17 protein-coding genes and 2 pseudogenes are annotated in these 23,533 nt (G+C 64.1%); 7 read left to right on the top strand and 12 right to left on the bottom strand.

The genetic code is table 11. From position 1 onward, the window contains the following. Window positions 1–358, top strand: a pseudogene (locus J0I79_RS26635) (ABC transporter ATP-binding protein); the annotation flags it as partial. A 71-nt stretch (window positions 359–429) separates the two neighbouring features. On the opposite strand, the gene J0I79_RS26630 reads toward J0I79_RS26635, so the two are convergent. Together J0I79_RS26630 and J0I79_RS26625 are read right to left on the bottom strand one after the other, a co-directional pair. Further along, window positions 430–750 (bottom strand): hypothetical protein, encoded by a 321-nt coding sequence (locus tag J0I79_RS26630; protein WP_292866489.1) that lies wholly within the window; start codon window positions 748–750, stop codon window positions 430–432. Between the two features lie 254 nt (window positions 751–1,004). Continuing rightward, window positions 1,005–1,340, bottom strand: coding sequence for a hypothetical protein (locus tag J0I79_RS26625; protein WP_292866488.1), 336 nt, complete (start codon window positions 1,338–1,340; stop codon window positions 1,005–1,007). A 340-nt stretch (window positions 1,341–1,680) separates the two neighbouring features. Between J0I79_RS26625 and J0I79_RS26620 the strand changes: the two genes are divergently transcribed. After that, window positions 1,681–3,114: a DHA2 family efflux MFS transporter permease subunit gene (locus J0I79_RS26620; RefSeq protein WP_292866486.1), complete on the top strand. Its 1,434-nt coding sequence runs from the start codon at window positions 1,681–1,683 to the stop codon at window positions 3,112–3,114. Between the two features lie 36 nt (window positions 3,115–3,150). Here J0I79_RS26620 and J0I79_RS26615 read toward each other — a convergent pair whose 3' ends face one another. Together J0I79_RS26615 and J0I79_RS26610 are read right to left on the bottom strand one after the other, a co-directional pair. Beyond that, on the bottom strand, window positions 3,151–5,043 hold the full coding sequence (locus J0I79_RS26615; protein WP_292866484.1) for an ABC transporter ATP-binding protein: 1,893 nt from the start codon (window positions 5,041–5,043) through the stop codon (window positions 3,151–3,153). After that, window positions 5,043–6,899 carry an ABC transporter ATP-binding protein gene (locus J0I79_RS26610; protein ID WP_292866482.1) on the bottom strand — a complete coding sequence of 619 codons (1,857 nt, stop codon included), beginning with the start codon at window positions 6,897–6,899 and terminating at the stop codon, window positions 5,043–5,045. Before J0I79_RS26610 ends, J0I79_RS26615 begins: the two co-directional genes overlap by 1 nt. Window positions 6,900–7,227: 328 nt before the next feature. Between J0I79_RS26610 and J0I79_RS26605 the strand changes: the two are divergent. Beyond that, window positions 7,228–8,667: pseudogene (locus J0I79_RS26605) on the top strand (NAD(P)-dependent oxidoreductase); the annotation flags it as partial. A 35-nt stretch (window positions 8,668–8,702) separates the two neighbouring features. On the opposite strand, the gene J0I79_RS26600 reads toward J0I79_RS26605, so the two are convergent. From J0I79_RS26600 to J0I79_RS26590, 3 genes are read right to left on the bottom strand one after another with little or no spacing between them, the layout of a single operon-like run. Continuing rightward, the gene (locus tag J0I79_RS26600) at window positions 8,703–9,965 is read right to left on the bottom strand and encodes a RhtX/FptX family siderophore transporter (protein WP_292866478.1); all 1,263 of its coding nucleotides are present in this window, start codon (window positions 9,963–9,965) and stop codon (window positions 8,703–8,705) included. After that, a complete protein-coding gene (locus tag J0I79_RS26595; RefSeq protein WP_292866476.1) occupies window positions 9,962–10,342 on the bottom strand; it encodes a hypothetical protein in 381 nt (126 codons plus the stop codon). Before J0I79_RS26595 ends, J0I79_RS26600 begins: the two co-directional genes overlap by 4 nt. Before the next feature lies 1 nt (window position 10,343). Continuing rightward, on the bottom strand, window positions 10,344–12,512 hold the full coding sequence (locus tag J0I79_RS26590) for a TonB-dependent receptor (protein ID WP_292866474.1): 2,169 nt from the start codon (window positions 12,510–12,512) through the stop codon (window positions 10,344–10,346). 145 nt (window positions 12,513–12,657) lie between these two features. Between J0I79_RS26590 and J0I79_RS26585 the strand changes: the two genes are divergently transcribed. Continuing rightward, window positions 12,658–13,713 (top strand): AraC family transcriptional regulator, encoded by a 1,056-nt coding sequence (locus J0I79_RS26585; protein WP_292866472.1) that lies wholly within the window; start codon window positions 12,658–12,660, stop codon window positions 13,711–13,713. A gap of 17 nt (window positions 13,714–13,730) precedes the next feature. On the opposite strand, the gene hutH is transcribed toward J0I79_RS26585, so the two are convergent. From hutH to J0I79_RS26560, 5 genes are all read right to left on the bottom strand, one after another. Beyond that, the gene (hutH, locus tag J0I79_RS26580; protein ID WP_292866470.1) at window positions 13,731–15,236 is read right to left on the bottom strand and encodes a histidine ammonia-lyase; all 1,506 of its coding nucleotides are present in this window, start codon (window positions 15,234–15,236) and stop codon (window positions 13,731–13,733) included. A 136-nt stretch (window positions 15,237–15,372) separates the two neighbouring features. Further along, window positions 15,373–16,476, bottom strand: a complete 1,104-nt coding sequence (locus tag J0I79_RS26575) for an alcohol dehydrogenase family protein (RefSeq protein ID WP_292866467.1) — start codon at window positions 16,474–16,476, stop codon at window positions 15,373–15,375. Window positions 16,477–16,485: 9 nt separating this feature from the next. Then, window positions 16,486–17,865 (bottom strand): aspartate aminotransferase family protein, encoded by a 1,380-nt coding sequence (locus J0I79_RS26570; protein ID WP_292866464.1) that lies wholly within the window; start codon window positions 17,863–17,865, stop codon window positions 16,486–16,488. A 30-nt stretch (window positions 17,866–17,895) separates the two neighbouring features. Next, the gene (locus J0I79_RS26565; protein WP_292866461.1) at window positions 17,896–19,389 is read right to left on the bottom strand and encodes an NAD-dependent succinate-semialdehyde dehydrogenase; all 1,494 of its coding nucleotides are present in this window, start codon (window positions 19,387–19,389) and stop codon (window positions 17,896–17,898) included. 130 nt (window positions 19,390–19,519) lie between these two features. Continuing rightward, complete coding sequence (locus J0I79_RS26560) at window positions 19,520–20,011, bottom strand: Lrp/AsnC family transcriptional regulator (RefSeq protein WP_292866459.1); 492 nt, start codon at window positions 20,009–20,011, stop codon at window positions 19,520–19,522. A gap of 83 nt (window positions 20,012–20,094) precedes the next feature. Here J0I79_RS26560 and J0I79_RS26555 point away from each other — a divergent pair, with 83 nt between their 5' ends. The 3 genes from J0I79_RS26555 to ehuB all read left to right on the top strand — a co-directional run bounded on the left by J0I79_RS26555 (window position 20,095) and on the right by ehuB (window position 23,458). After that, entirely contained in the window at window positions 20,095–21,480 is a 1,386-nt protein-coding gene (locus J0I79_RS26555) for a PLP-dependent aminotransferase family protein (RefSeq protein ID WP_292866456.1), read from the top strand. Between the two features lie 261 nt (window positions 21,481–21,741). Then, window positions 21,742–22,533, top strand: a complete 792-nt coding sequence (ehuA, locus tag J0I79_RS26550) for an ectoine/hydroxyectoine ABC transporter ATP-binding protein EhuA (RefSeq protein WP_292866453.1) — start codon at window positions 21,742–21,744, stop codon at window positions 22,531–22,533. A 73-nt stretch (window positions 22,534–22,606) separates the two neighbouring features. Then, window positions 22,607–23,458, top strand: coding sequence for an ectoine/hydroxyectoine ABC transporter substrate-binding protein EhuB (gene ehuB, locus J0I79_RS26545; protein WP_292866450.1), 852 nt, complete (start codon window positions 22,607–22,609; stop codon window positions 23,456–23,458). The last annotated feature ends 75 nt before the right edge of the window (window positions 23,459–23,533 follow it).

The raw sequence follows: 23,533 nt of genomic DNA, 5'->3' as shown, positions 1-23,533 counted from the left end.
GCAGCGCGTCGCCATCGCGCGTGCGCTTTCCTACCGTCCCAAGATGCTCCTGATGGACGAGCCCTTCGGCGCGCTCGATGCCCTGACCCGGCACCAGATGCAGGAACTGCTGACCCAAATCTGGGAAGAACACAGGCTGACAGGGCTGTTCGTCACCCATGATGTGGAGGAGGCGGTCTAGCTGTCTGACCGCATCGTCGTCATGGGGATCGGCCCGGGGCGCATCATGCGGACCTTCAATGTCGGCATCGAGCGCCCGCGCCGCGAAGAGGTGATGGAAACCCCGGCCTTCATGGATTTGCAGCGCGACGTGCACAAGGCGATCCGCGAGGCGTCAAAGCGTCCCGAAATAGCCTAGCATCCGGTCTGTCGAACTCTGATGCCATCAGACCATGGCGCCTTGTCTAAGGCGCCATGGTGGAATGGGGATCAGAGGATTCCAAACGGGCCATAATAATAGGGGCGGTAAGGGACACAGAGTCCGAGCGCCAGTTGAACAGGCCCGCAATAGTCATAGTAGCCGCCGTAATAGCCGCCTCTCCAGCCACCGCCAGCCCAATGCCGTCCATAGCCACGGCGATAGGCATATCGATGCCCGCCGTAGAAATGGTTGCCGCGGAAATGGTTCATGGCATGACCGCCGCCGCCATGATGCCTGAAGACCGCGGCGTCGGCCGCGCCGGTGAATGAAATCGCGCTGGCAGCCAACGCCAGTACGAACGAGCTTGCCAGTATCAATTGCCGTTTCATGAGGGTTACTCCACTTGTTTGCGATATCTCGCATGGGAGAAAAACGGCCTTGTCGGTGCACACGTTCCTTCACGAAATCGGGACGGGGATCGAACGGTGTCGCACAATCGCGACGAGCTGTCCGGTGAACTACTCGTCAGCTAACTCTTTATTTTTAAAAGGTTCTCAAGGGAAGCGTCACGCGCTTTTCCCGGAAAGCCGTCTCACGCTTTCCTGGAATGTCTCAAGCCTGGCAGGCGTGACGGAGTCGCCGATCACGGGCCGTGAGGACCGCAGAGGCCAACCGTCCACTCGATGGTCCCACAGATGTCGCCGGGCTGGCCGCGATAGCTGCCGTAGCCATTGTAGAAGCTGTCCATCCATCCCTGGTCGCTGGTCGAGTTCTCGGCCGTCCAGCCGCCGAACCAGCCGCCACGGCGTTCATGTCCACGGTTCGTGGCGTCCACATAGCCAGCTTCGTCATGGGCGCTGGCGCGGACAAGATGGTGCCTATGGTGCTTCATGACGGCCGCATCGGCGGCGGTGGCAAGCGGGATGGCGCCGGCCAGCATCAGTGCCACGGAACCAAGCAGTACGATTTGCCTTTGCATGAGCGTGTCTCCTTTCCCTTCAAGGAGATATGGGAAGAACCTGGGCTTTCGCCGCACACGTTTCCTTCACAATATCGGGAGAACGGGAACTGAAGCACAGCGTGTCCACAGTCGCCTCGTGACCATATCGCAGGGACGTGCCTTGCAGCCGCTCGCGCCGGTCAAGATTAGTTGACTTCCACCGCGATGGAAAAAACTACTCCTGGCCTATTTGTCGGACCATAAGACGATCGCATGATCGGGCCTTGGCCGGCAGAGCAAGGCGCTCTTGCCCAAAACCACGGTGCGGCACCTCCGCTGGAACACATAAGCTATCTGCATGACGGAATTGGCGACAGCATTGGAACAGCCTCAGTTTGCCACCGAGCGCGATCCCAGGCTGCGGCTCATCATTCCGATCATCGTCGCCATCGCCTTCCTGATGGAGCAGCTCGATTCCACCATCATAACCACCGCGATCCCGGCGATCGCGCAAAGCCTCGACACGACGCCGGTCCGGCTGAACCTGGCGATCACCACCTACATCCTGACGCTCGCCGTGTTCATCCCCGTCAGCGGCTGGTTCGCCGACAGATTCGGCGCGCGGAGGGTTTTCGCGCTGGCGCTGTTCACCTTCACTCTTGGCTCGGCGCTGTGCGGCATGGCCGACAGTTTCGGCATGCTCCTGGTCATGCGCGGCCTGCAGGGGCTGGGCGGCGCCATGATGACGCCGGTCGGGCGGCTGATCCTGCTGCGCAGCTTTCCGCGCAGCGGGCTGATCACCGCCATGACCTACATGACCTTGCCGGCCATCATGGGGCCGGTCATCGGGCCGCTGCTCGGCGGCCTGCTGACCACTTACGCGTCCTGGCGCTGGATATTCTATGTCAACGTGCCGTTCGGCTGCATCGGCATCCTTGCGGCGTTGCGCTTCGTCGATGATTTCCATGGCGAGACGGTGCAGCGCTTCGATATCCCCGGTTTCCTGATGGTGGGGATCGGTGTGGCGCTTCTCCAGTTCGGCCTGGAGAACATCGGCCGGCCGATCATCCCGTCGTTCGCGACGGTGCTGGTGCTCGCCGCGGCAATCCTGCTGCTGCTCGCCTTCGGGCGCTATGCGCGCCGCGTCGCGGCGCCGGCCGTCGACCTGACGCTGTTCCGGTTTCGCTCCTTCTGGGTCGGTACCCTCGCGGGCGGCCTGTGCCGCGTCGGCCTCAACGGCGTGCCGTTCCTCGTGCCGCTGATGCTGCAGGTCGGCTTCGGCATGAGCCCGGTTACCTCTGGCTCGCTGACATTCGTCGGCAGCTTTGGCGCGTTGCTTATGCGGCCGTTGCTGTCGCCGCTGCTGCGGCGCTTCGGTTTCAGCGTCGTGCTGATCGGCAGCGCGGTGATCGGTTCGGCCACCGTGGCGGGCTTCGCCCTGATGAGCGCCGACACGCCGCACTGGCTGATCGGCTTCTATGTCTTCCTGTTCGGTATCGTCCGGTCGGCCCAGTTCATGACTTCAAACACCTTGTCCTATGCCGATCTGCCGGCCGACAGGCTCAGCCGCGCCACCAGCCTTGGCGGCGTGCTGCAACAGCTCAGCGTTTCACTTGGCGTTTCGATCGCCGCCATGCTGCTGGGCCTGATCGCGGGCGAGGGGCATGTGCTGACGCCGGAACGCTTTCACCAGGTGTTCCTGCTGACCGCGGTCATTCCCCTGCTTTCGATCCCCGGCTTCCTGTTCCTGCATGTGGAGGATGGCGCGCAGGTCAGCGGCCATGCCGGGCGGTCGGGAAAAAGCCCGGACTGAGCCGCAGGCGGCCCGCTGTCCCACCTTGCCTGCACGTCACGTCGCTTTGCCGACCGCCGCGTCCATGCCGATGTCCTCCTCGGAAATGTCGTCGAAGGAGGCATAGTTCATGTTGTAGAGGCGGGCGTAGAGGCCCTTTCTTTCCATGAGCTGCTCATGGTTGCCGCTCTCGACTATCTCGCCGTTCTGCAGGACGATGATGCGGTCGGCGCCACGTATCGTGGCCAGGCGGTGAGCGATCACCAGGCCGGTTCGGCCTTCGAGCAGCTTCACCAGGGCCTTCTGGATCAGCATTTCCGTGTAGGAATCGATGCTGGCCGTGGCCTCGTCCAGCACCAGGATCTTGGCGTCGGCCACCAGTGCCCGGGCGAAGCTGATCAACTGGCGCTGGCCGAGCGAGAGATTGCCGCCGCGCTGCTCGAGCTCGGTATCGTAGCCGTCAGCCAGATGCTCGATGAACTCGTGGGCGCCGACCGCCTGGGCGGCGCGAACCACCTCCTCGCGCGTAGCCGACGTCTTGTGATAGCGGATGTTCTCAAGCACGGTGCCCGAAAACAGGAACGGCTCCTGCAGGACCATGGCTACCTGGTCGCCGAGCGAATCCTGCGTGAGATCCCGCACGTCGTGCCCGCCGACCAGCACTTCGCCCGACCACACGTCGTAGAAGCGGTGCACCAGCGCCATGGAACTCGACTTGCCCGACCCGGTCGGGCCGACCAGCGCCACCGTCTCGCCGGGATTGACACGGAAGGAGATGTTCTTCAGCACCGGCTGGTTCGGCCGGTAGCCGAAAGTGACGTTTCTGAACTCGACAGAACCGTCCATGTCGCGCGACAGCGAAATCGCGTTTTCCTTGTCGCTGACATCCACGGGAACGTCGAGCACCTCGGAGATGCGCTGGCCCGAGGCCATGGCGCGCTGCATGACGGAATACTGCATGGTGAGCGAGCGGATCGGGTCGAAGAAGCGCTGGATATAGAACAGGAACGCGACCATGACGCCGATATCGAGGCTGTGCGACAGCACCATCGAACCGCCGACGACGATGACGGTCGCCATGGCGATGCCGGTCAGCGTGTCGACGATCGGCACCATCACCTGCGCGTATTTGGCCGACCGCAGATGCGCGTTGAGATTGGCCAGCACCTTCTCGTCATAGAGGTCGAAATTGACGTGCTGGCGCTCCAGGCTCTGCACGGTGCGCACGCCATGGATGCCTTCGGCCAAAGCACCATTGGCGATGGAGTTGGTCTCGTGCGCGGCCATGAAGGCGACCTTGGCGCGCGGCAGCCAGAACAGGCGCACGATGAACAGCATTGGCATGGTCGAGAGCGTCAGCAGCCCAAGCCGCAGGTCGAGCCACAGCAGCACCGTCACGATACCGAACAACAGCACGATGTCGCCCACCGACATGACGGAGGTTTCGAGAAACTCCTGCATCGAATTGACGTCACCCTGCAGGCGCGACATCAGCCGGCCGACCTCCGTCTTGTCCATGAAGCTGAGCGAGACCCGTTGCAGATGGCTGAACATGGCGCGGCGCAGGTCGGACAGCACATTCTCGGCGACCTTGCCGACGACGCTCTCCTGCACATGGCTGGCCGCGTAGTTGATCAGGATGATCACGGTGAAGGCGACGATCGACCAGATCATCACCGATCGGTCCAGCTTGCCGGGCGCCATGCCGTGGTCGATGGCGTAGCGGATGACCAGCGGGATCGCCAGCTGTGTCAGCGTGAATACCAGCACCGCCGCGACCGAGATGAATATCCGCGCCTGGTACGGTCTGACGAAACTCCAGATCCGCCTGACGATACGCGGATCGTAGGCCTTGCCGAAGACCTCTTCCTCATCGCGATGCGAGCCGACGACCGCCTTGGTCGGCCGCCCGCTTCTGTCTTCCTTCTCGTCGCCATCCTGCGTCGACATCAGGCGGCTCCCTCGAGCCGATCTTCGTCCGGCCGCAGCTGCAGGTCGTAGAGCGCGCGGTAGCGGCCGCCGAGCGCCAGCAATTCCTCATGCGTGCCGCGCTCGACGATCCGGCCGCCTTCGATGAACAGGATCTGGTCGGCATGCATCAGCGAGCTCAGCCGGTGCGAGATGATCAGCGTCACGCGATCCCTTGCGAAGCGCTTCATCGCCGCGCGGATACGCTGCTCGGTCCCGGCGTCGACGGCCGCCGTGGAATCGTCGAACACCAGCACCGATGGCCGCAGCATCAGGCTGCGCGCGATGGTCAGCCGCTGCCGCTGGCCGCCGGAAAGCGACGCGCCGCGTTCGCCGACCACCGTCGTATAGCCTGAGGGAAGCCCGATGATGTAATTGTGCAGTTGCGCGTATTCGGCGGCCTGGCCAATGCGGGTCTCGCGCGCCCAGGGATTGCCATAGGCGATGTTGTTCTCGATCGAGGTGGTGAACAGGAACGCGTCCTGCTGCACGACGCCGACTGCCTTGCGCAGCGATTGCAGCGTGACGTTGCGGATGTCCTGGCCGTCGATGGTGATCGAGCCCGAGGTCACGTCGTAGAAGCGCGGGATCAGATGCGCGATGGTCGACTTGCCGCTTCCCGGCGGCCCGACGATGCCGATGGTCTCGCCGGGCCTGGCCTCGAAGGATATGCCGGAAAGCGCCGGGCGACCGCCGGCGGCCGCGTATCCGAAGCCGACATTGTCGAACCGCAGCACGCCGTCGGTAATCTTGAGCTCCCTGGCATCGGGCGCGTCCTTGATGTCGAGTTCGGTGTCGAGCAGTTCGAACAGCCGCGTGCCGCAGGTCGAGGCGCGCGCGAATGAATTCACCATCAGGCCGAGCTGGCGCACCGGCATCTGCAATATGGTCATGAAGGTGAGGAACTGGGCCAGCGTGCCGACGCTGATCTGGCTCGCGATCACCTTCTGGCCGCCGAACCACAGCACCAGGCCCATGGCGGCCAGGAACGAGAAGTTCATGGCGCTGGTGTTGGAGACGCGGATGTCGACGCGCTCGTTGGCCAGCTCCAGCGCGGCCTGCTTGGCGCGATCGAATTTCGCCAGCTCATGAAGCTGTGCCGCGAAGGCGCGCACGACGCGGATGCCGCCAAGGTTCTCGTCCATCACCCGGCTCAGCACCGACAGGCGCTCCTGCAGGGTCAGCCAGGTGCTGCGCAGCCTGAGCTGGGTCACCGAGGAGCGCCAGGCGACGAAGGGCACGAAGCTGAGGCTGAGCAGCCCGAGCACGAGATCGGTGCTGATCAGGAGATAGGCGCCGACGCCGATCAGCACGCCGAGCAGAACCACGCGCAGGATGCCGGTTGAAAAGAACATGCGCACGCCGTCGAGATCGAGCAGGCCGAGCGTGATGAGATCGCCGGTATGGACCCGGTCATGGAAGGAGAAGCTCAGCCGCTGGATCTTCTCGTAGAAGGCGAGCCGCAGCTCGTAGCCGGTTCGGTGGCCGACGGCCTCGCCATAATAGTTCTGCGCCATGGTGAAAAGACCGCGCAGGATGCTGACCACGAGCAGCGTCAGCGCCGTGTTCCATAACGCCTGCTCGGCGGCGCCGCCGGTGCCGGCGGCCATGACGCCCTGCGCCTGGTCGATAGCGCGCCCGAGCAGGCGTGGAATGAAAAGCTGCAGCGTTGCCGCAATGAAGGTCGAGATGAGCGTGATAGCCACCTGCCAGGGATGGCGCAGCGTCATGCGTACGATGCGCAGCAAGGTGCTGAGGCCTTTTCCCCAGGAGGCTTCCGCCACATGGGCAAACGATTTGCCGCGCTTCTGGGCGCTGCTGGTTGCATCCGTTTGCAAGGAAAATATCCAGACCGAACCGGACATTAGCCCGGGCGAATGTAGCAGACTCAATCAGATAGCGGGATTTTACGCGCTTGCGGCTTGCTCCTTCAAGAGGCCAATGGCGGCATCGCACTGTGCCTGAAAGTGGCAATGTGTTTCGCAGGTGGCATTGTTGAGCGCCCGGCCCGTGTCGCAGCCTGCAATCGCGCTGCCGCCTTCGATTAATCTCAGACCCTTGCCCGCTGATACCTTGCAGGTAGTGGCATTGGCGCGGGGGCGGCTTTTGGGAGCCGCCCTTGCCGGTGATCACTGACATTGACCCGCTCTTGCAGGAGGAAGCGACGTGACCGGAGAAGCCAAGACAGAATCGGCCGGGTGGATCGATCCGAATAGCCTCCATACCGTGCTGATCTGCGACCTGGTCGGCCTGCGTTTCGGCCCCGACGGCAAGCCTGATCCCGGCGAAGTGCGCGCTTACATCGAAGCCAGGGGTGGCCGCTTTCACGCAGCACCGCTTGGCGACAAAACGGGGCTCGAGCCCGGCCATGTGCATTTCTTCTATCAGCCGGACCTCAGCACCCGTGAAGAGCTGATCGAGGCCGCCGGTGACGGACGCTATGATGCCGTCATCGCCGCCGCGACCTTTCTGCCCGCTGAAACAGTCTTCCCGCTGGCTGGCGTGCGCATCGGCGCTGGCACCGGCAATATGGGCTCGCGTTCCTGGGGTGGCGGCAGCGGCGAGGGCGGCACCGCGGTGCTGATGAACACGCCGGGCATCAACAGCCGCGCGACGGCGCAGATGGTGATGAAGGCGATCCTGAAAGTGCTGCCGGATCTTCCGGTCGACCTGCTTCACGACCGCGTGGCGCGGGGCGCCTTCGACACCGGCCGAGAACTGCGCGATTTCCCCACGGAAAAGCTCGAAGGCAAGACGATTGCCGTCATCGGCTACGGCAATATCGGCCGCGAGGTGGCCAAGCTCGCCCGCGCCTTCGGCATGCACGTGGTGATCCACGCGCGGCCCCGGCATCGCGACTGGATCGAAGCCGAAGGCTTTGCCTATGCGGCGGACCTCGGCGACGCGGCCGACGGCGCCGACGTGCTCAGCGTCCATGTCGGCCTGGGCAAGCAGGACCCGCAGACCGGCCGCTACGCCAATGCGGGGCTCATCGGCGCGGATGTCCTGTCTCGCATGAACAGGGGCGCGGTGCTGGTCAACTATGATCGCGGCGAACTCGTCGATGTCGTGGCACTTGGCCAGGCGCTCGACGTCGGACAGGTGCGCCACGCGGCCATCGATGCCGACCTCTTCAGCGATGCCTCGACCGGCAGCCTGTCCGGCCCCATGCTGCCCTATCTCGCTCTCGTCGAGAAGCATGCCGGCAAGCTCGAGCTTCTCCCACACGCCGCCGCCGACACCGATCATCCCTCCCGCGTCACCGGGGCCAAACAAGCCGTCGACCAGATATTCGATGTCATCGGACGCAAGCAGGTGGCTAATGCCAAAGGCACCGTGCCACCGGGCTATGTTTCCACGGGGGCCACCGCGCCGTCAGGTATCGGACCGGTGACGGCACGCGACCTTCTGAAATTGATCGCCGCTGACTATTCTGAACTCGCGGATCTCTGTGAACGGCAAGCCGGACTGTGGAAGCGGCTGTCGGACCTGCGGCCCGCCGAGCAGGGCAAGATCGTCGCCGAACAGGGCGAAGAGCTTGTGCGGCTGATCGACCGCTTCTGCCTTCTCGCCGAGAAACTGAACCTTCGGGGGCCTTACCAGTAGGATCGGGCGCATGGCTTCAGGTCGTGCGCGTACTCTCAGGTTGCAGTTTGCCGGCCGCCTTTCGCCGCAAGCTTCGACAGGAGGTGGACAGTCAGGATCACGGCCAGGCCTGAAATGAGCGTGGCCGCGAAGAAGAGCACGGAATAGCCGACGCGGTCGGCAATCGCCCCCGCCATCATCGAGCCGACCAGATAGACGATGATCTGGGCGCAGGACAGGATGGTGAAGTCGGTTCCAGGCTGATCCTTGGACGACACCGCCATGAACAGGCTGTAGAGCGCGACGATCTCCATGTAGCGGATCAGGGTCTGGAACCCGGCCGCTCCAAGCAGCGTCCATATCCCCGTCAACTGGCCTGCGGCGTGGAGTGCGAACAGCAGGAAGCAGATCGTCCGCAGCGTGCCGAGCAACAGCAGCGTAGCGCTCGCACCGGAGCGTCGAACGAGCATCGCCGCGATGAAGGAGCCGGCGATGCCGGCCGTCGCCGCCGAGACGCCGCTCAGATATCCGATCGCCGACAAGGGCAGCCCGGCATCGACCAGGTAAGAGCCTTCCATGGACTTCACCAGGCCTTCGCTGGCGCGGTAGGTCAGGGCGATCATCAGGACCGTTACGGCCTGCGGCCGCTTGAGGAAGCTGGATAGTGAAGGCTTTGCCTTCGGCTGCTCGCTCCTGGTGAACGTATCCTCCGGCATGAAGGCGATTGCGACCAGCGGCACCGCCGAAATCGCGGCGATCGTCAGCGCCATGGCCTGCCAGCCGACCCAGCCATAGAGCAGCAGCGAAACCGTGCCGCCGATGATGACGCTGAAGGCGACTGCTCCGCCCTGGATGGCGTTGCCCATGGCGCGGTCCTCCTGCCTCAGGGCCAGCGTGGCGTAACCGTCCGTGGCGATGTCCTGCGTCGATGTCAGGATGGCGATCACCAGGCCTATGGCGAAGATGGCTTTCAGGTCGGTTGGATCAAACAGGGCGAGGGCCGCTATGGCGAGCGCCGTCCCGATCTGAGTCGGCAAAATCCAGCCACGGCGATGTCCGATCGCCATGGGTCTGATCCTGTCGACGAGCGGCGCCCAGAGAAACTTCACCGTGAGCGGGATCATCAGTATGGCAAGCATGCCGATGGCGGTTCGCGACACGCCGAGCTCGCGCATGATCGGCGGTACGGCGGCAACCAGCAGGTAACCGGGAATTCCCTGTGCAAGGTAGAGCCCTGCCAGGACAGCGAAAAGCCGCAAGCGACCCGAGGCGTCCTGGCCGACGGCTGTTGCGGATGCCTGTGATGCGAGATCCGTCATGGTCGGACCGCCGCGCCAAGGTGCCTGGCGGCGAACTGGCATGCTTCTTCGCGGTCGCGGGTAACGTGCACCGGAATCGACCACAGGCGCTCGAAGGATTGGCGCGTCCTTGGATTGGGATTTTCGCGGACCAGCGCCAGCGCCCGGCACGAGGTCGAGATGCGCTGCCGCGTCGCCTTTGCCCATGCCGCCTGGCGAACCTCACCCTCCCGGGAAAGGTGGGAGCTTCCGGCAATGTCGACGACGATGGCGTAGGGGCCGTCGAGGCGGCCGATGCGGTCGAGTGCGTCGAGATAGTCGGCCTCGTCGGTCTCCGCATGCGGTGGGTAAAGCCGCAGGTCGATGATCCCGCCCTCGTGCATCTCCAGGCTGATCATCTCAGAAGGTGACCTTGTAGCCGAGCGAGACCGTGCGGCCGAAACCGTTGACAACGTTGTTGCGCGTGGCGCTCGCCGTCGGGTTCATGTAGTCGGTGTCGAACAGGTTCTCGATGCCGAAGCTGAGATCGCCCTTGCCGACCTTGTAGCTCGCCAGCACGTTGACCAGGGCCGCACCCTTGATCTCGGGCACCGTCGCGATCTTGTCGCGGCCGGTGAAGAACTGAACCTCGCCGCGAAGGTTGAGACCGTTGTCGAACACATAGGTGCTGTAGACCGTGCCATGCACCGGCGTGGCTATCCTGTTATTCGGCAGCCAGGAATCGATCTTGCCATCGCCGTCCTTGTCATAGCGGCCTTCCGTATAGCCCAGTATGCCGCCGACGGTGATGTTGCCGGTCAGGTTCCACCAGGCCGTTGCCTCGACACCCCAGATCTCCTCCTTCTGCTGCGACACGCGATTGGAGGCGATGTCGTAATTGACGCCCTGGTCGGAGGTGGAGAGGAATGCGGAGAGCGAACCGCCATAGTCGGCCTCTCCGCCGCGGATGCCGATTTCGTAATTGTTGACGACCTGTGGGCTCGGCGCGATGTCGGCGTAACTGACCGTGTAATCTGGCGCACCGGCGCCGGGGCACGCCAGCGCCCCATAGGCATCGCAGAGTTCGGCGTTGCTGTTGGCGCCGGCCCGACGTGTGAAACTGCCTATATCGGTAAGCGAGAACCCTTGCGAAAAGCCGCCAAACAGCTGGACGTCCGGCGTCAGGTCGAATGTGCCGCCGATATTGAATGTCAGATTGTCGTAGTCGAACGAGCCGCCGATGACGTTGATCGCCGGGTAGGGCCTGTTGATGTAGAAGATGGCGGGGCGATTGAAATCCTCGATGTCAAGGAAGAAGCGCTCATAACGCAGCCCGCCCTGGATACGCAGCCGATCGGTCACCGGCACCTGCAACTGCGCAAAGCCGGCAACCGAATTCTGCTTCATCGGGCTGATGACGTCCCAGCCATTGGCCAGTTGCTGGAAGGTATTGTCATGGACGAAGTCCAGACCCCATGTCAGCGTCGACCCTTCCAGCAGCATGTCGAGAGGGGTTTCGACTGTCGCGTTGATTCCCGCGCGCCGGCTGAAAAGCGTGGTCTGGGCAAAGCTGGCCTGCGGGTTGAGCGGATTGCCGGAATAGTAGACCTGATTGTTCACGAACGGATCGAAACGCGAGAACGGGAAGCGCTTTTCCATGTCGTTGTAGAAGGATTTCACCTCGAGCGAGCCGAGCGCGAAAGCCGTGTCCGTGTAGCGCGCGGTGAAATATTTCGAGTTCTCCATGACGGACTGGCCGGTATAGGGCGCCGTGAAGTCCGGCACGGCGGGCGTCGCCAGGAAATTGGTGAACCAGTCCGGGTTCTGCTCCATGCGCACCAGTTCGCCCGACACCTCGAAGCGGCGCGAGCCATCCTCATATCCAAGCCGTGCGTAGAGGTTGCCGAAATCCGTGCGGTCGCCGCCGCCTTGTCCGAGCATCGCATCGGACGGCAGTTCGCGGCCGGAGCCGTCATAGGTCCTTCGTGTGCGCTGCCCGCTCGCCGAGAACAGATAATCGAACTTGCCGACCTTCTGCGTAGCGCTGACGGACAGTTCCGGCGCCGCCGACTTGCCGACATCGGCAGTGAATGCCTTGACCTTCGTCTCCACCGTGACCGTCGGCGTGTCGGACGCGTCACGGCGCGTAATGAAATTGATGGTGCCGCCGGTCGCGCCGGAGCCGTAGAGGCTGCTTGCACCGTTGACGACTTCGATGCGCTCGACCTTGCCGAGGTCGATCAGCGAGAGCGTGCGTGAAACATCGCGCAGCGGCGTGTTGCGGGCGACGCCGTCGACAAGCACAAGCACGCCACGTCCGCGAAAGCTTTCCGAGGCGCCGGAGATCGTCTGATTGGCGATCGAGAAGCCGGGCACGAGCTTCGAGATCAGCGTTGCCGCGTCGCTGGTCAGCTTGAGTTGGTCGGCAAGTTCATCGCCTTCGATGACCTGCACCGAGCCGGGAATGCTGGAAATCGGCTGCTCGGTCCGGCCCGCCGTGACCAATATCGTCTTCAGCTGTGTGGCGGGCGCTTGTTTCGCCTCGTCCTGGGCGTGCACGGAATGCGTCGAGAAAACAAATGGAAGCATTGCGAGGCAGGTCCCCGCGAGCAGTCTGCGATACATGAATGGCACCCCCAAAATTTGCCATCCGGGATGGACGAGCCACAAATCGCTGGCTCGTCCATCCCGGATCGAATAAATATGTCTCAATTACTCATGTTATTGGCCAGGGGTGGTGGAGCGCTTGGGGGAAAGCGAAGCCGGCACTGCTGGAAACGAACTCAGGCCGTCCAGATCCAGAATGTTGCAGTTATATCACACGCCCGCGACCACCAGTGGCGCCAGCCCGGTCAGTTTCGACATGGCCGGCCACGACGACGCCGAAGCCCGCCGGCTTTGCGTCGCTCATTTGTCCGCGATTATCGGAAACGCCACGATCGAGACGGAGAGAGGCGTGCTCTCCAGCATGCATGGCGTCAGATGTGGCCTGGCCGATCTGAGTGTGATGACATGTTTCTTCCCGCCGTCGCCGCTGCGCCTGAAGGCTTCGGGCACGCCGGCTTCGGGCAGGGTGCTGATGCTGCGAAGCATGGAAGGCCCCCTGATCGTCGAGCAGGATGGGCAAGCGGTGGAAGCCGAGCTTGGCGACTTTCTGTTTGTGTCAGGCGAGTTGCCGTATTGCTGGCACCTGCCCGAGGGCGGCCGGCTCGATTGCGGCAGTCTGCCCGCGGCAGCCTTCCGCATTGCGGACGCGACGCTTTCAAGGCTGATGCTGCGGCCGATCCCGAGAACATTCCCGCCGCTTCAGCTTCTGATCACCTACGGCGCCTATCTGCTGATGCGCGGTCCACATTCGGCGGGAGAGGCCGAGATGGCGAATGCCCATTTCAACGAGATCCTCCCGCTGGTTGTCGCCTATCTGGAAACGCCATCGGTGCCGGACCCCGACCGGCTGCTGCCTGTGAAGCGGTATATCGACGATCACCTGCGCGACGGCGACCTGGACGTTTCCCGGGTAGCTGGCGTACTCAACGTGACGCCGCGATACGTTCAGAAACTGTTTCAGCGCGAAGGAACCACCTTTTCGAAATATCTTCTGGAGCGGCGTCTGGACGAAGCGCGCAAGCTGCTGTTGCGCAACGGCCCCGCCCATCCGATAGGGGCCACGGCCTATGACGTCGGTTTCGGTGATATCTCCTATTTCAACCGTACCTTCAGGAAGCGCTATGGAGTGGCGCCCTCCGCCGTGAGGGAAGACGCGCAGCGTACCCGCGTGGCGAACGGCTGACGGTGCGAGGCGGCGCCTTAGCCGTTCAGTCCCCGTGGGCCGGCCACCAGCCGCGCCATCCGCGTCATGTCGGTGCTCATCTCGCGGTCGTCGTCGAGCGGTGCGACGAGCGAGCGGACAGCGGCGAAGGTGCGCTTCGGGCCTTCCCCCATACTGTCGACCACACCGCGCAACTCAACGCCGGTCGCCGCGAAAATCAGCTCCATGGCGACGAGATAGCGCATCCGCTCGACGATTTCGGCCGTCTTGGCCACCACGCGTGGCGCCATCGACGACTGGTCCTCGATGCCGTCCGAAATCGCCAGCGGGCTGAGCGACATCGGATTGGCCAGGTGCCGGATTTCCGCTTCAAGTGCGGACAGAGGCTTTTGTAGTTCCGCATAGCCCTGGCGGCTGCCGCCCCGGGCCGACAGGAAGCGCGGTAACTCGGCAATAGTCGGCGACATCAGTTTCATGCAGCGATTGGCGGTGCCGACCGCGCAATGCGCCAGCGCCTGGCCAAGTTGTTCCCAGGCCAGCGTCATCGCCGTGAGGTCGAAATTGCCGTTCGAAACCACCCGCTCGTCCTCGGCCAGGATCACCGGATTGTCGCCGGAATGGGTCAGCTCGATCTCAGTCGCCAGCCTGGCCTGTTCGAATGCATTGAGCAGGCCGCCCCAGACCTGGGGCACGCAGCGATAGCTGAGCGGATCCTGGAGGCGCCGCGCCGCCTTGTCCTTCCACAGCCCGCTGCCGGCGAGTTCGCTGCGTAGCCGCGCGCCGATCTCCTGCTGGCCGAAGGCCGGCCGCGCGGCGAGCGCATCCGCGTCGATCGCGGTCAGGGAGGAGCGGAACGCCTCGTAATTGAGCGCCACGGCCGCCAGCGCCCAGTCGATCAGGTTGGCGACGTCTTCGAGACAAAGGCATGCCGTACCCGTCGAAAGGCTGTTGGCGACGATGATGGCGTGGCCGTCCTTTTCGCGCAGGTCGAGCGGCTCCAGCCCGGCGAGCGCCAGCGCTTCTGCCGAGGGCATGATCCTGCCCTGGAATTCGCTCTCGCCGTCGCCGCGCAGCGCCCTTGCCATATGGCCGAGATGGGCAAGATCGGCCGCTCCGACCGATCCCCAGGTCGGGATCACCGGATGGACGCCGGCGTTGAGCGCTGCCAGCAGGCCCATCACCACGCGTTCGGACGTGCCGGTGCCGCCGGCGGCCATGCCGGAGATGCGCGCGGTCATCAGCGCCCGCACCGCCTCGGTGGGCAGCGCCGGGCCGATGCCCATGCTGTGGCTGAGCGGCACGCTGTGCTGGAAGGCAATCAGGTCGGCCTGCGCAAGCGGCGTGTCGACGCAGGCGCCGAGGCCGGTCGTGACGCCGTACATCGGCTTGCCGAGCCCCGTCAGGTGTTCGATGAGAGAGCGGCTCGCGCGGATGCGGCGCAGCGCCTCCTCGCCCAGCATCAGCCTGGCGTTGCGCCGTGCGATCTCGGCGACGTCGGCGACGCCGAGCGGCTTGGCGTCGAGCAATATGATGCGGGCTGTCATGTCTCGCCTGTGTCCTGTGGCAAATGCCCGGAACCGGGGATGTGGCGGGCGTCACAGTTTGTGGCGGCTTGCAGGCCGGACTGCAAGTCATTCCGATTGTGACAGGCGCGGACTGGCGTGGATTCGCCCCATCCGCCTACGCGGATCGCTCGGCTACAGCGTCTGGCACCACGACCAGCTTGCCGACGAAATCCTTGGCGACGAAGTCGGCCTGAGCGTGGCGGAAGTCGGAGAGCTTGTAGACGCCGCCGACCAGCGGCCGGACCTTGCCTTCCTCGATATAGCGCACGATGCGGCGGAAGTCGGCGCGCGTGCCCTGGCTTGAGCCATGCAATTGCAACTGCTTGAGATACATGGTCCTGAGATCGAGCTGGACCACCGGGCCGGCGATCGCGCCGGCCGTGGTGTAGCGGCCCTCGGGCCGCAGGATGCGCAGCAGATCATTGAAGATCGCGCCGCCGACGAGGTCGGCCACGACGTCGATCGGTTGCCCGCCGGTCGCCTCGGCCACGGCGCGAGGCAGATCGGCGACGCCGCGTGTGATGACGGCTTCGGCGCCGACGTCGAGCACTGCCTGTTCCTTGCCCTTGCCGACAACGGCGTACGGGATGGCGCCGCGCGCCCGTGCCAGCTGAACGATGCCGGAGCCCACGCCGCCGGAAGCGCCGGTCACGAGCACGCGCTCACCGGCCTTTAGCGCGGCCCGCTCCAGCATCTGCTCGCCGGTCAGGTAGGCGCAGCAGAACGTGGCGAGTTCGACATCGCTCATCGTCGTATCGACGAGATGCGCGTTCTCCGCCGGCACCGCCTGGTATTCGGCGTAACCGCCATCGCGGCCATGGCCCATATAGTCGATATCGGCCAACGAATCGTCGTCGCGATTATAGATGGAGAAATCGACCATCACCCGCTCGCCGATACGATCAGGCGAAACGCCCTCGCCGACGGCAGCAACGGTGCCCACTGTGTCGGTGCCCTGGATGCGCGGGAAGGTCAGGGTGTTGCCCTGGCGCCGCCATGTAGAGACAGCGCCCGCATCCTCCTCTGTGCCATAGGCACCCTGGCGCACCCAGACATCGGTGTTGTTCATCCCGCATGCGCAGACCTTGACCAGCACCTCGCCAGGCGCCGGCGAGGGCACTTTCACATCTGTGCGGTAAACGAGCTTTTCCGGTCCGCCGTGGCCGGTAAGCAGCACGGCGGCCATGGTGGCGGGGACGGTTCTGGTCATGGCATTCATGAATTGCTCTCAGAGATTGGCAAACACGCTTTTCACCGCGTCGGCGGTCTTCGAAACGACGATGTCGGCCTCCTCGCGCGTCAGGCAGAGTGGCGGCGCAAAGCCGAGTATGTCGCCCTGCGGCATGGCGCGGCCGATGACGCCGCTTGCCGCGAGCGCGGTGGCGATCTGCGGCCCGATCTTCAGTGACGGATCGAAGAAGACGCGATCGTCGCGATCCCGCACGAACTCGACCGCCGCAAGCATGCCGTCGCCGCGCACCTCGCCGACATTTCTGTGGCCGCCGACGGCCTTGGCCAGCTCCGCGCGGAAATAGGCGCCAGTCTCGCCGGCATTTTTCACCAGGTCCATCTCGTCGATGAGTTCGAGATTGGCGACGCCGGCTGCGACGCAAATGGGATGCGCCGAATAGGTCCAGCCGTGCCCGAGCGAGCCGAGCTTGTCGGATCCCTGCACCAGCACCTGCCACACTCTGTCGGCGACGATGACGCCCGACAGCGGCGCGTAGGCCGAGGTCAGGCCCTTGGCGATGGTGATCAGGTCCGGCTTGATGCCATAGTGGTCGGAGCCGAACATGGTGCCCAGCCGACCGAACCCGGTCACCACCTCGTCGGCGACCAGAAGCACATCATACTTCTTCAGCACGGCCTGGATCTTCTCCCAGTAGCCGGCTGGCGGCGGTACGATGCCGCCGGTGCCGAGGATCGGTTCGCCGATGAAGGCGGCAACGGTCTCGGGACCTTCGGCGAGGATCATTTCCTCCAGCTTGTCGGCGCAATGCTGCGAGAACTGCTCCTCGCTCATCGAGCGGTCGGCGCGGCGGAAGTAATAGGGGGCTTCGGTGTGCAGCACCGGCGCGCGCGGCAGATCGAAGGCGTTGTGGAAGAGTTCGAGCCCGGTCAGCGATCCCGTCATCACGCCGGAGCCGTGATAGCCGCGCCAGCGCGAGATGATCTTCTTCTTCTCCGGCCGGCCGAGCACATTGTTGTAGTACCAGATCAGCTTGATGTTGGTTTCGTTCGCATCCGAGCCGGAGAGGCCGAAATAGACCCGGCTCATGCCCTTGGGTGCGCGGTCGATGATCATCTTGGCCAGCGTGATCGAGGCCTCCGTGCCATGCCCGACATAGGCATGGTAATAGGCAAGGTTGCTGGCCTGCGCGGCGATGGCATCCGCGATCTTCTGCCGGCCATAGCCGACATTGACGCAATAGAGTCCGGCAAAGGCGTCGATGCTCTTCCTGCCATTGTTGTCCCAGACGGTGACGCCTTCGCCGCCAGCCATGATCCGCGTCGGCGATTCACCGCGCGCATGCGTGCCCATATGGGTCGAGGGATGGAAGAAGTGGTCGCGATCCCAGGCGTTGAGTTCGTTGGATTGGTCGAGCATCTTTGGACTCCTTGAAAAATTGCCGGGCGCTTATGCGACGTCCAGGCAGAGATATTTGAGATCGGTAAAAGCCTCGAGCCCGTGGCGCGAGCCTTCGCGGCCGATGCCGGATTGCTTGACGCCACCGAAGGGGATCGGCGCGCCGGTGATCTTCACACGGTTGATGGCCACCATGCCATAGTCAAGCGCGCGGCCCATGCGCTGCTGGCGTGCGCCGTTTTCGGTCACGACATAGGCGACCAGCCCATATTCGGTGTCGTTGGCGCGGGCGATCACTTCGTCCTCGCTGTCGAACGGCGTTACGGCAGCGACGGGGCCGAAGGTTTCCTCCCGCATGATCAGTGCCGTGTCGGCGACATCGGCAAGCAGTGTCGGCTGGAAGAACAGCGGTCCGGCCTGATGCCGTCCGCCGCCGGCAAGGCAGCGCGCGCCATGAGCTATGGCATCCACGACCTGCTCCTCGACCTTCTTGACCGCACGCTCATGCATCAGCGGCCCGATATCGATTTCGCCGGCAAGGCCATTGCCGGTCCGTAAGCCTTCGATTCGTCTGGCGAAAGCGGCGCAGAAGCGATCGTAGAGCGGTCGCTGGACATAGATGCGATTGGCGGCGAGGCAATCCTGGCCCGAGGTGGCGAACTTGGCGTCGATGGCGATATCAATCGCTCTGTCGACATCGGCGTCCGCGAAAACGATCAGCGGCGCGTGGCCGCCGAGTTCCATCACCAGCCGCTTCATGGTCGGCGCGCTCTGCGCGGCGATCAGCCTGCCGATTTCGGTCGAGCCGGTAAAGCTCATGGCGCGTACGCGCGGGTCCTCGCAGAGGCGCCCGACGATTGTCGCCGCCTTGCCGGTGACAATGTTGAAGACGCCCGGCGGCAAACCGGCGCGCTCGCCGAGCTCGGCCAGCGCCAGCGCCGAAAGCGGTGTCTCCGATGATGGATGCGCGACGATTGTGCAACCCGCGGCAAGCGCCGCCGCCGCCTTGCGGGTCAGCATCGCCGAGGGAAAATTCCACGGAGTGACGACGCCGACCACACCGAGCGGCTCACGCCGCACCATCATTTCGGCATGGGGCAGGTGGCTGGTGACGCTTTCCGCGTTCAAACGTTTGGCTTCCTCCGCATACCACTCGACGAAGGAGGCGGCGTAGTCGATCTCGCCGAGCGACTCTTTCAGGGGCTTGCCCTGTTCGAGCGTCATCAGCAGCGCTAGGTCGTCTTTCGCGGCGATGATCAGCTCGAACCATTTTCGCAGAATTCTGGACCGCTCCTGCGGCAACAGCGATCGCCAGGCCGGCAGGGCGCGCGCGGCGGCATCGATCGCCCTTGCCGTCTGGCGGGCGTCGAGCGCGGCGACGAAGGCGACGGTGATGCCGGTCGCCGGGTCGGTGACTTCGAAACTTTCGGCGGGTTCACTCGCGGTCCAGTGGCCGTCGACATAGGCGAGTTCGCGCAGCAGCCGGCGATCGGCGAGCCGGTCGAGTGCTTCATGGCGATGCGGGCGGGCGAAGTGCGCGGACATGGTCGAAGCCTCCCGGTTGGGTTTCATGGCGGGAGGTTATCCGTCGTGGGCAGACAGAGAGGCTGTTTGGGTGCTCGCAGATAGAGAGAATCTCTCTATTGCGTCGCCCGGTGAGACGATCTCTCCAGCGTTACGTCGACGCCGGCAGCAGGTCGGCGATCGGCAAGGCGATATCGTCCTTCACCGTCTTGATGACGATGTAGGTGAAGTAGCGGTCGATGCCGATCTCGCGCTGCAGCAGGTCATCGACCAGCCGCTGATAGGCGTCGATGTCGCGCGCCATCACCTTCAGCACATAGTCGACGCCGCCGCCGACCGACCAGCAGGCGACGATTTCCGAGATGTCGCGAATGGCGCGTTCGAAACGGTCGAAATCGGCCTGGCGGTGGCTGGCGAGCGTCACTTCCATCAGCACCGTTGCGACCGGCGCCACGACCCGCATGGCGATACGGGCATGGTAGCCCGAGACGATGCCGGCCTTTTCCAGCTTGCGCAGCCGCATCCAGCAGGGTGTCGGCGACAGCCCGACCTGCTCGGCCAGAGCCAGCTTGGTGATGCGTCCGTCACGCTGGATGGCGTCGAGGATCCTGAGGTCGATCGGGTCGAGTTTAGCGGCAGTCATTCCGGCTCACTTTTTCGTCCACACTACCATGATGGCGCATTATTTCGATTGTCAATTGCACTGATTTCGATCTCTAATAAGTCATGACATTGTGGCAACCCGATCCTGCGCTCATCAGGCGGCCAGCGTATCAATCGCTCGCGGACCAGTTCGCGCGCGCCATTCATGACGGGCGCCTGGCCAATGGCGCAAGGCTGCCGACTCATCGCCGGCTGGCCGATGATCTGAAGCTGTCGGTACAGACGGTCAGCCGCGCCTATGAGGAACTGATCCGGCGCGGCCTGATCTCCGGAGAAATCGGCCGCGGCAGCTTTGTCCAGACGCAGCGCCGCGAACCGGAGCCGCCTTATCTGCCGGAGCGTCTCGGCGAAGTCATCGACCTCTCGATCCTGAAGCCGGTGTGCGAGCCGATGCATCTCGACCGCATGAAGCAGGCGCTGGGTTGGCTCGCCGAAAACCTGCCGTCGAGCTCGGCCTTGTCGTTCCGACCCAACATGGTGTTTCCGCGCCACCGCGCCGTGGCGGTGGAGTGGCTGAGACTGTGCGGGCTGGACGCTTCCGCGCAGAATATCAGCCTCACCAATGGCGCGACCGCAGGCATGACGGTGGCGCTGATGAGCGTGGCGCCGCCGGGCTCCACCGTCGCCACCGAGGCGATCGGGCACCACACGCTCGTGCCGCTTGCCCGTTATCTCGGTTTCAACCTCCAGGGCCTGCCGATCGACGGCAATGGCCTGATTCCGGAAGCGCTGGACGAGGCTTGCCGGCTCTCTGACATTCGCGCCGTCTTCGTGCAGCCTTCGGTGATAAACCCGACGGCAACGCTGATGGATGCGGCGCGGCGCGGTGAGATCGCGGCGGTGGCGCGCAAACATGACATCGCCATCATCGAGAACGACGTGCTGGGTCCGCTGGTCGAGGACCGGCCGCCGCCGGTCGCCGCCTTTGCCCCGGAACGCACGCTCTACGTCACCTCCTTCACCAAGATCACCGTGCCGGGTCTGCGCATCGGCTATCTCGCCGCTCCCGACCGTTATGTCGCGGCCGTCGCCAACCGGCACCTGGTTTCCAACTGGATGGCGACGCCGATGGTGGCCGAGATCGCCACCAAATGGGTGGCCGACGGCACTGCGATGGAACTGGTGCGCTGGCAGCGCGCCGCCTTGCGGCGGCGGCAGGATATCGCCGCCGAAGTGCTGGCCGGTGTCGATTATCGGTGCCGGCGCGACGGACTGCATATCTGGCTGCAATTGCCGGCCGACCGGGCGGAGGAAAGCTTTGTCGCCCAGGCTCGCCTGCAGGGCGTGGCGATCGCGCCCGGCACCTCTTTCCGCATCTCTGACGCGCCCTGGCATCCGGCGGTGCGCATCTCGCTGGGGTCGACCACCGAGGGGGAACTCCGCGCCGGCCTCGGCGTTGTGACCAAGCTGTTGCTTGGCGACCCGGAGCATCTCTTGCTCGCAATCTAGCGAGCGCACCGCTATTCGGGTGATGCCGGCCCGCGAAAGGCGCTTCCGGTCCTCACGTACGAAAAGTACGCTCCGTTCCGGTTCTCGGAGCCTCCCATTCCCGGCCCGGCCTGCCCCGAATTCCGGCGCACTGTTCGGCACTGGTTGCCCAGGAATTGTGCGGAATGGGAAATATTGTCATGATATTATTTTCCCAATTGACATGATTTGGCGCGTTCCCCATCGTTAAGGGAACAGGCTTCTCCAGCAGGGGAAATTCACTTGTCCACAACCGCGCCCATCATCAAGGTCGACGCCATCTCGAAGAGCTTCGGTGCCTTCAAGGTGCTGGACGGACTTTCGATGCAGGTCATGCCGCGCGAGAAGCTGGCGCTGATCGGGCCTTCAGGTTCGGGCAAGACGACGATCCTGCGCATCCTGATGACGCTGGAGCGCATCGATGGCGGGCACATCCAGGTCGATGGCGAGCATCTCTACCACATGGAGCGCAACGGCCAGCTGATGCCGGCCGACGAGCGGCACCTCGCCAGGATGCGGCAGAAGATCGGCATGGTGTTCCAACTCTTCAACCTGTTCCCGCACAAGAGCGTCATCGACAATGTGACGCTCGCGCCGATGCTGACCAAAGGTACGCCACGTGCCGCCGCCGAGAAGCGGGCGATGGAACTGCTCGACATGGTCGGCATGGCCGACAAGGCCAAGGCGATGCCGGCGCAACTGTCGGGCGGCCAGAAGCAGCGCGTGGCGATTGCCAGGGCGCTCGCCCTGCAGCCCAAGATCATGCTGTTCGACGAGGTGACCTCGGCGCTCGACCCTGAACTGGTCGAGGAGGTGCTGAATGTGTTGTGGCGGCTCTGCGCGGAGACCGACATGACCATGCTCCTGGTCACGCACGAGATGGGTTTTGCCCACGACTTCGCCGACCGCGTGCTGTTCTTCGATCGCGGCAGGATCGTCGAGGAAGGCAAGCCCGACGAGATTTTCCGCAATCCCAAGCAGGAACGCACGCAGGGCTTCCTGAAGAAGATCATCGCGGCCGGACATCGCGTCTGACCGCCATGTCACGGACGGCGAGATCGTCCGGATGAACGAGCAAACCAAGACAAGAAACAAGGAGTTGGGAACAATGAAGAAACTTGGCATTCTGGCCGGCGTCGCCGGTCTCGCACTGACGGCGGTTCTCGCCGCTTCGATCCCGGGCTCGGCCGCCGACAGCAAGCTCGAGCAGTTGAAGGCGCAGGGCTTCGCCCGCCTCGCCATTGCCAACGAGCCGCCCTACACGGCGGTCGCCGCCGACGGCAAGGTGTCAGGCGCGGCGCCCGATGTGGCCCGCGAGATCTTCAAGCGTCTCGGCGTCGCTGATGTCGTCGCCTCGATCTCCGAATATGGCGCCATGATTCCGGGCCTTCAGGCCGGCCGCTTTGATGTCGTCACCGCCGGCCTGTTCATGAAGCCGGAGCGCTGCGCGGCGGTCGCCTATTCCGAGCCCGTGCTGTGCGACGCCGAGGCGATGCTGGTGAAGAAGGGCAATCCGAAAGGCTTCAAGAGCTACGAGGACGTCGCCAAGGACACGTCGGCGACGATCGGCGCTCCGGGCGGCGGTACCGAGGAGAAGCTCGCGCTCAACGCCGGCGTGCCGCGCGATCGCGTCATCGTCGTGCCTGACGGCCAGAGCGGCCTGAAGATGGTGCAGGACGGGCGTATCGACGCCTACTCGCTGCCGGTTCTGTCGATCAACGACCTGATGAAAAAGGCCAACGATCCGAACCTCGAAGTCATCGCGCCGGTGCAGGGCGCGCCGGTCTATTGCGACGGCGCCGCCTTCAAGAAGGGCGACGAGGCGTTGCGCGACGCCTTCGACGTCGAACTCGCCAAGATGAAGAAGTCGGGCGAGTTCGCTAAGATCATCGAGCCTTACGGCTTCTCAGCCGCCGCCGCGATGTCGACCACGCGCGACAAGCTCTGCGCCGCGAAGTAAGCGCCGGTTCTTCCTTCTCCCCGTTTCACGGGGAGAAGGTGTCACGAAGTGACGGATGAGGGGCGGCGCCAGGTT

It is taken from the genome of Mesorhizobium sp. (assembly GCF_017306585.1).
Taxonomy (GTDB): Bacteria; Pseudomonadota; Alphaproteobacteria; order Rhizobiales; family Rhizobiaceae; genus Mesorhizobium.
The sequence above is the reverse complement of the archived record's forward strand: the minus strand, read 5'-3'. Positions and strand labels throughout refer to the sequence as shown.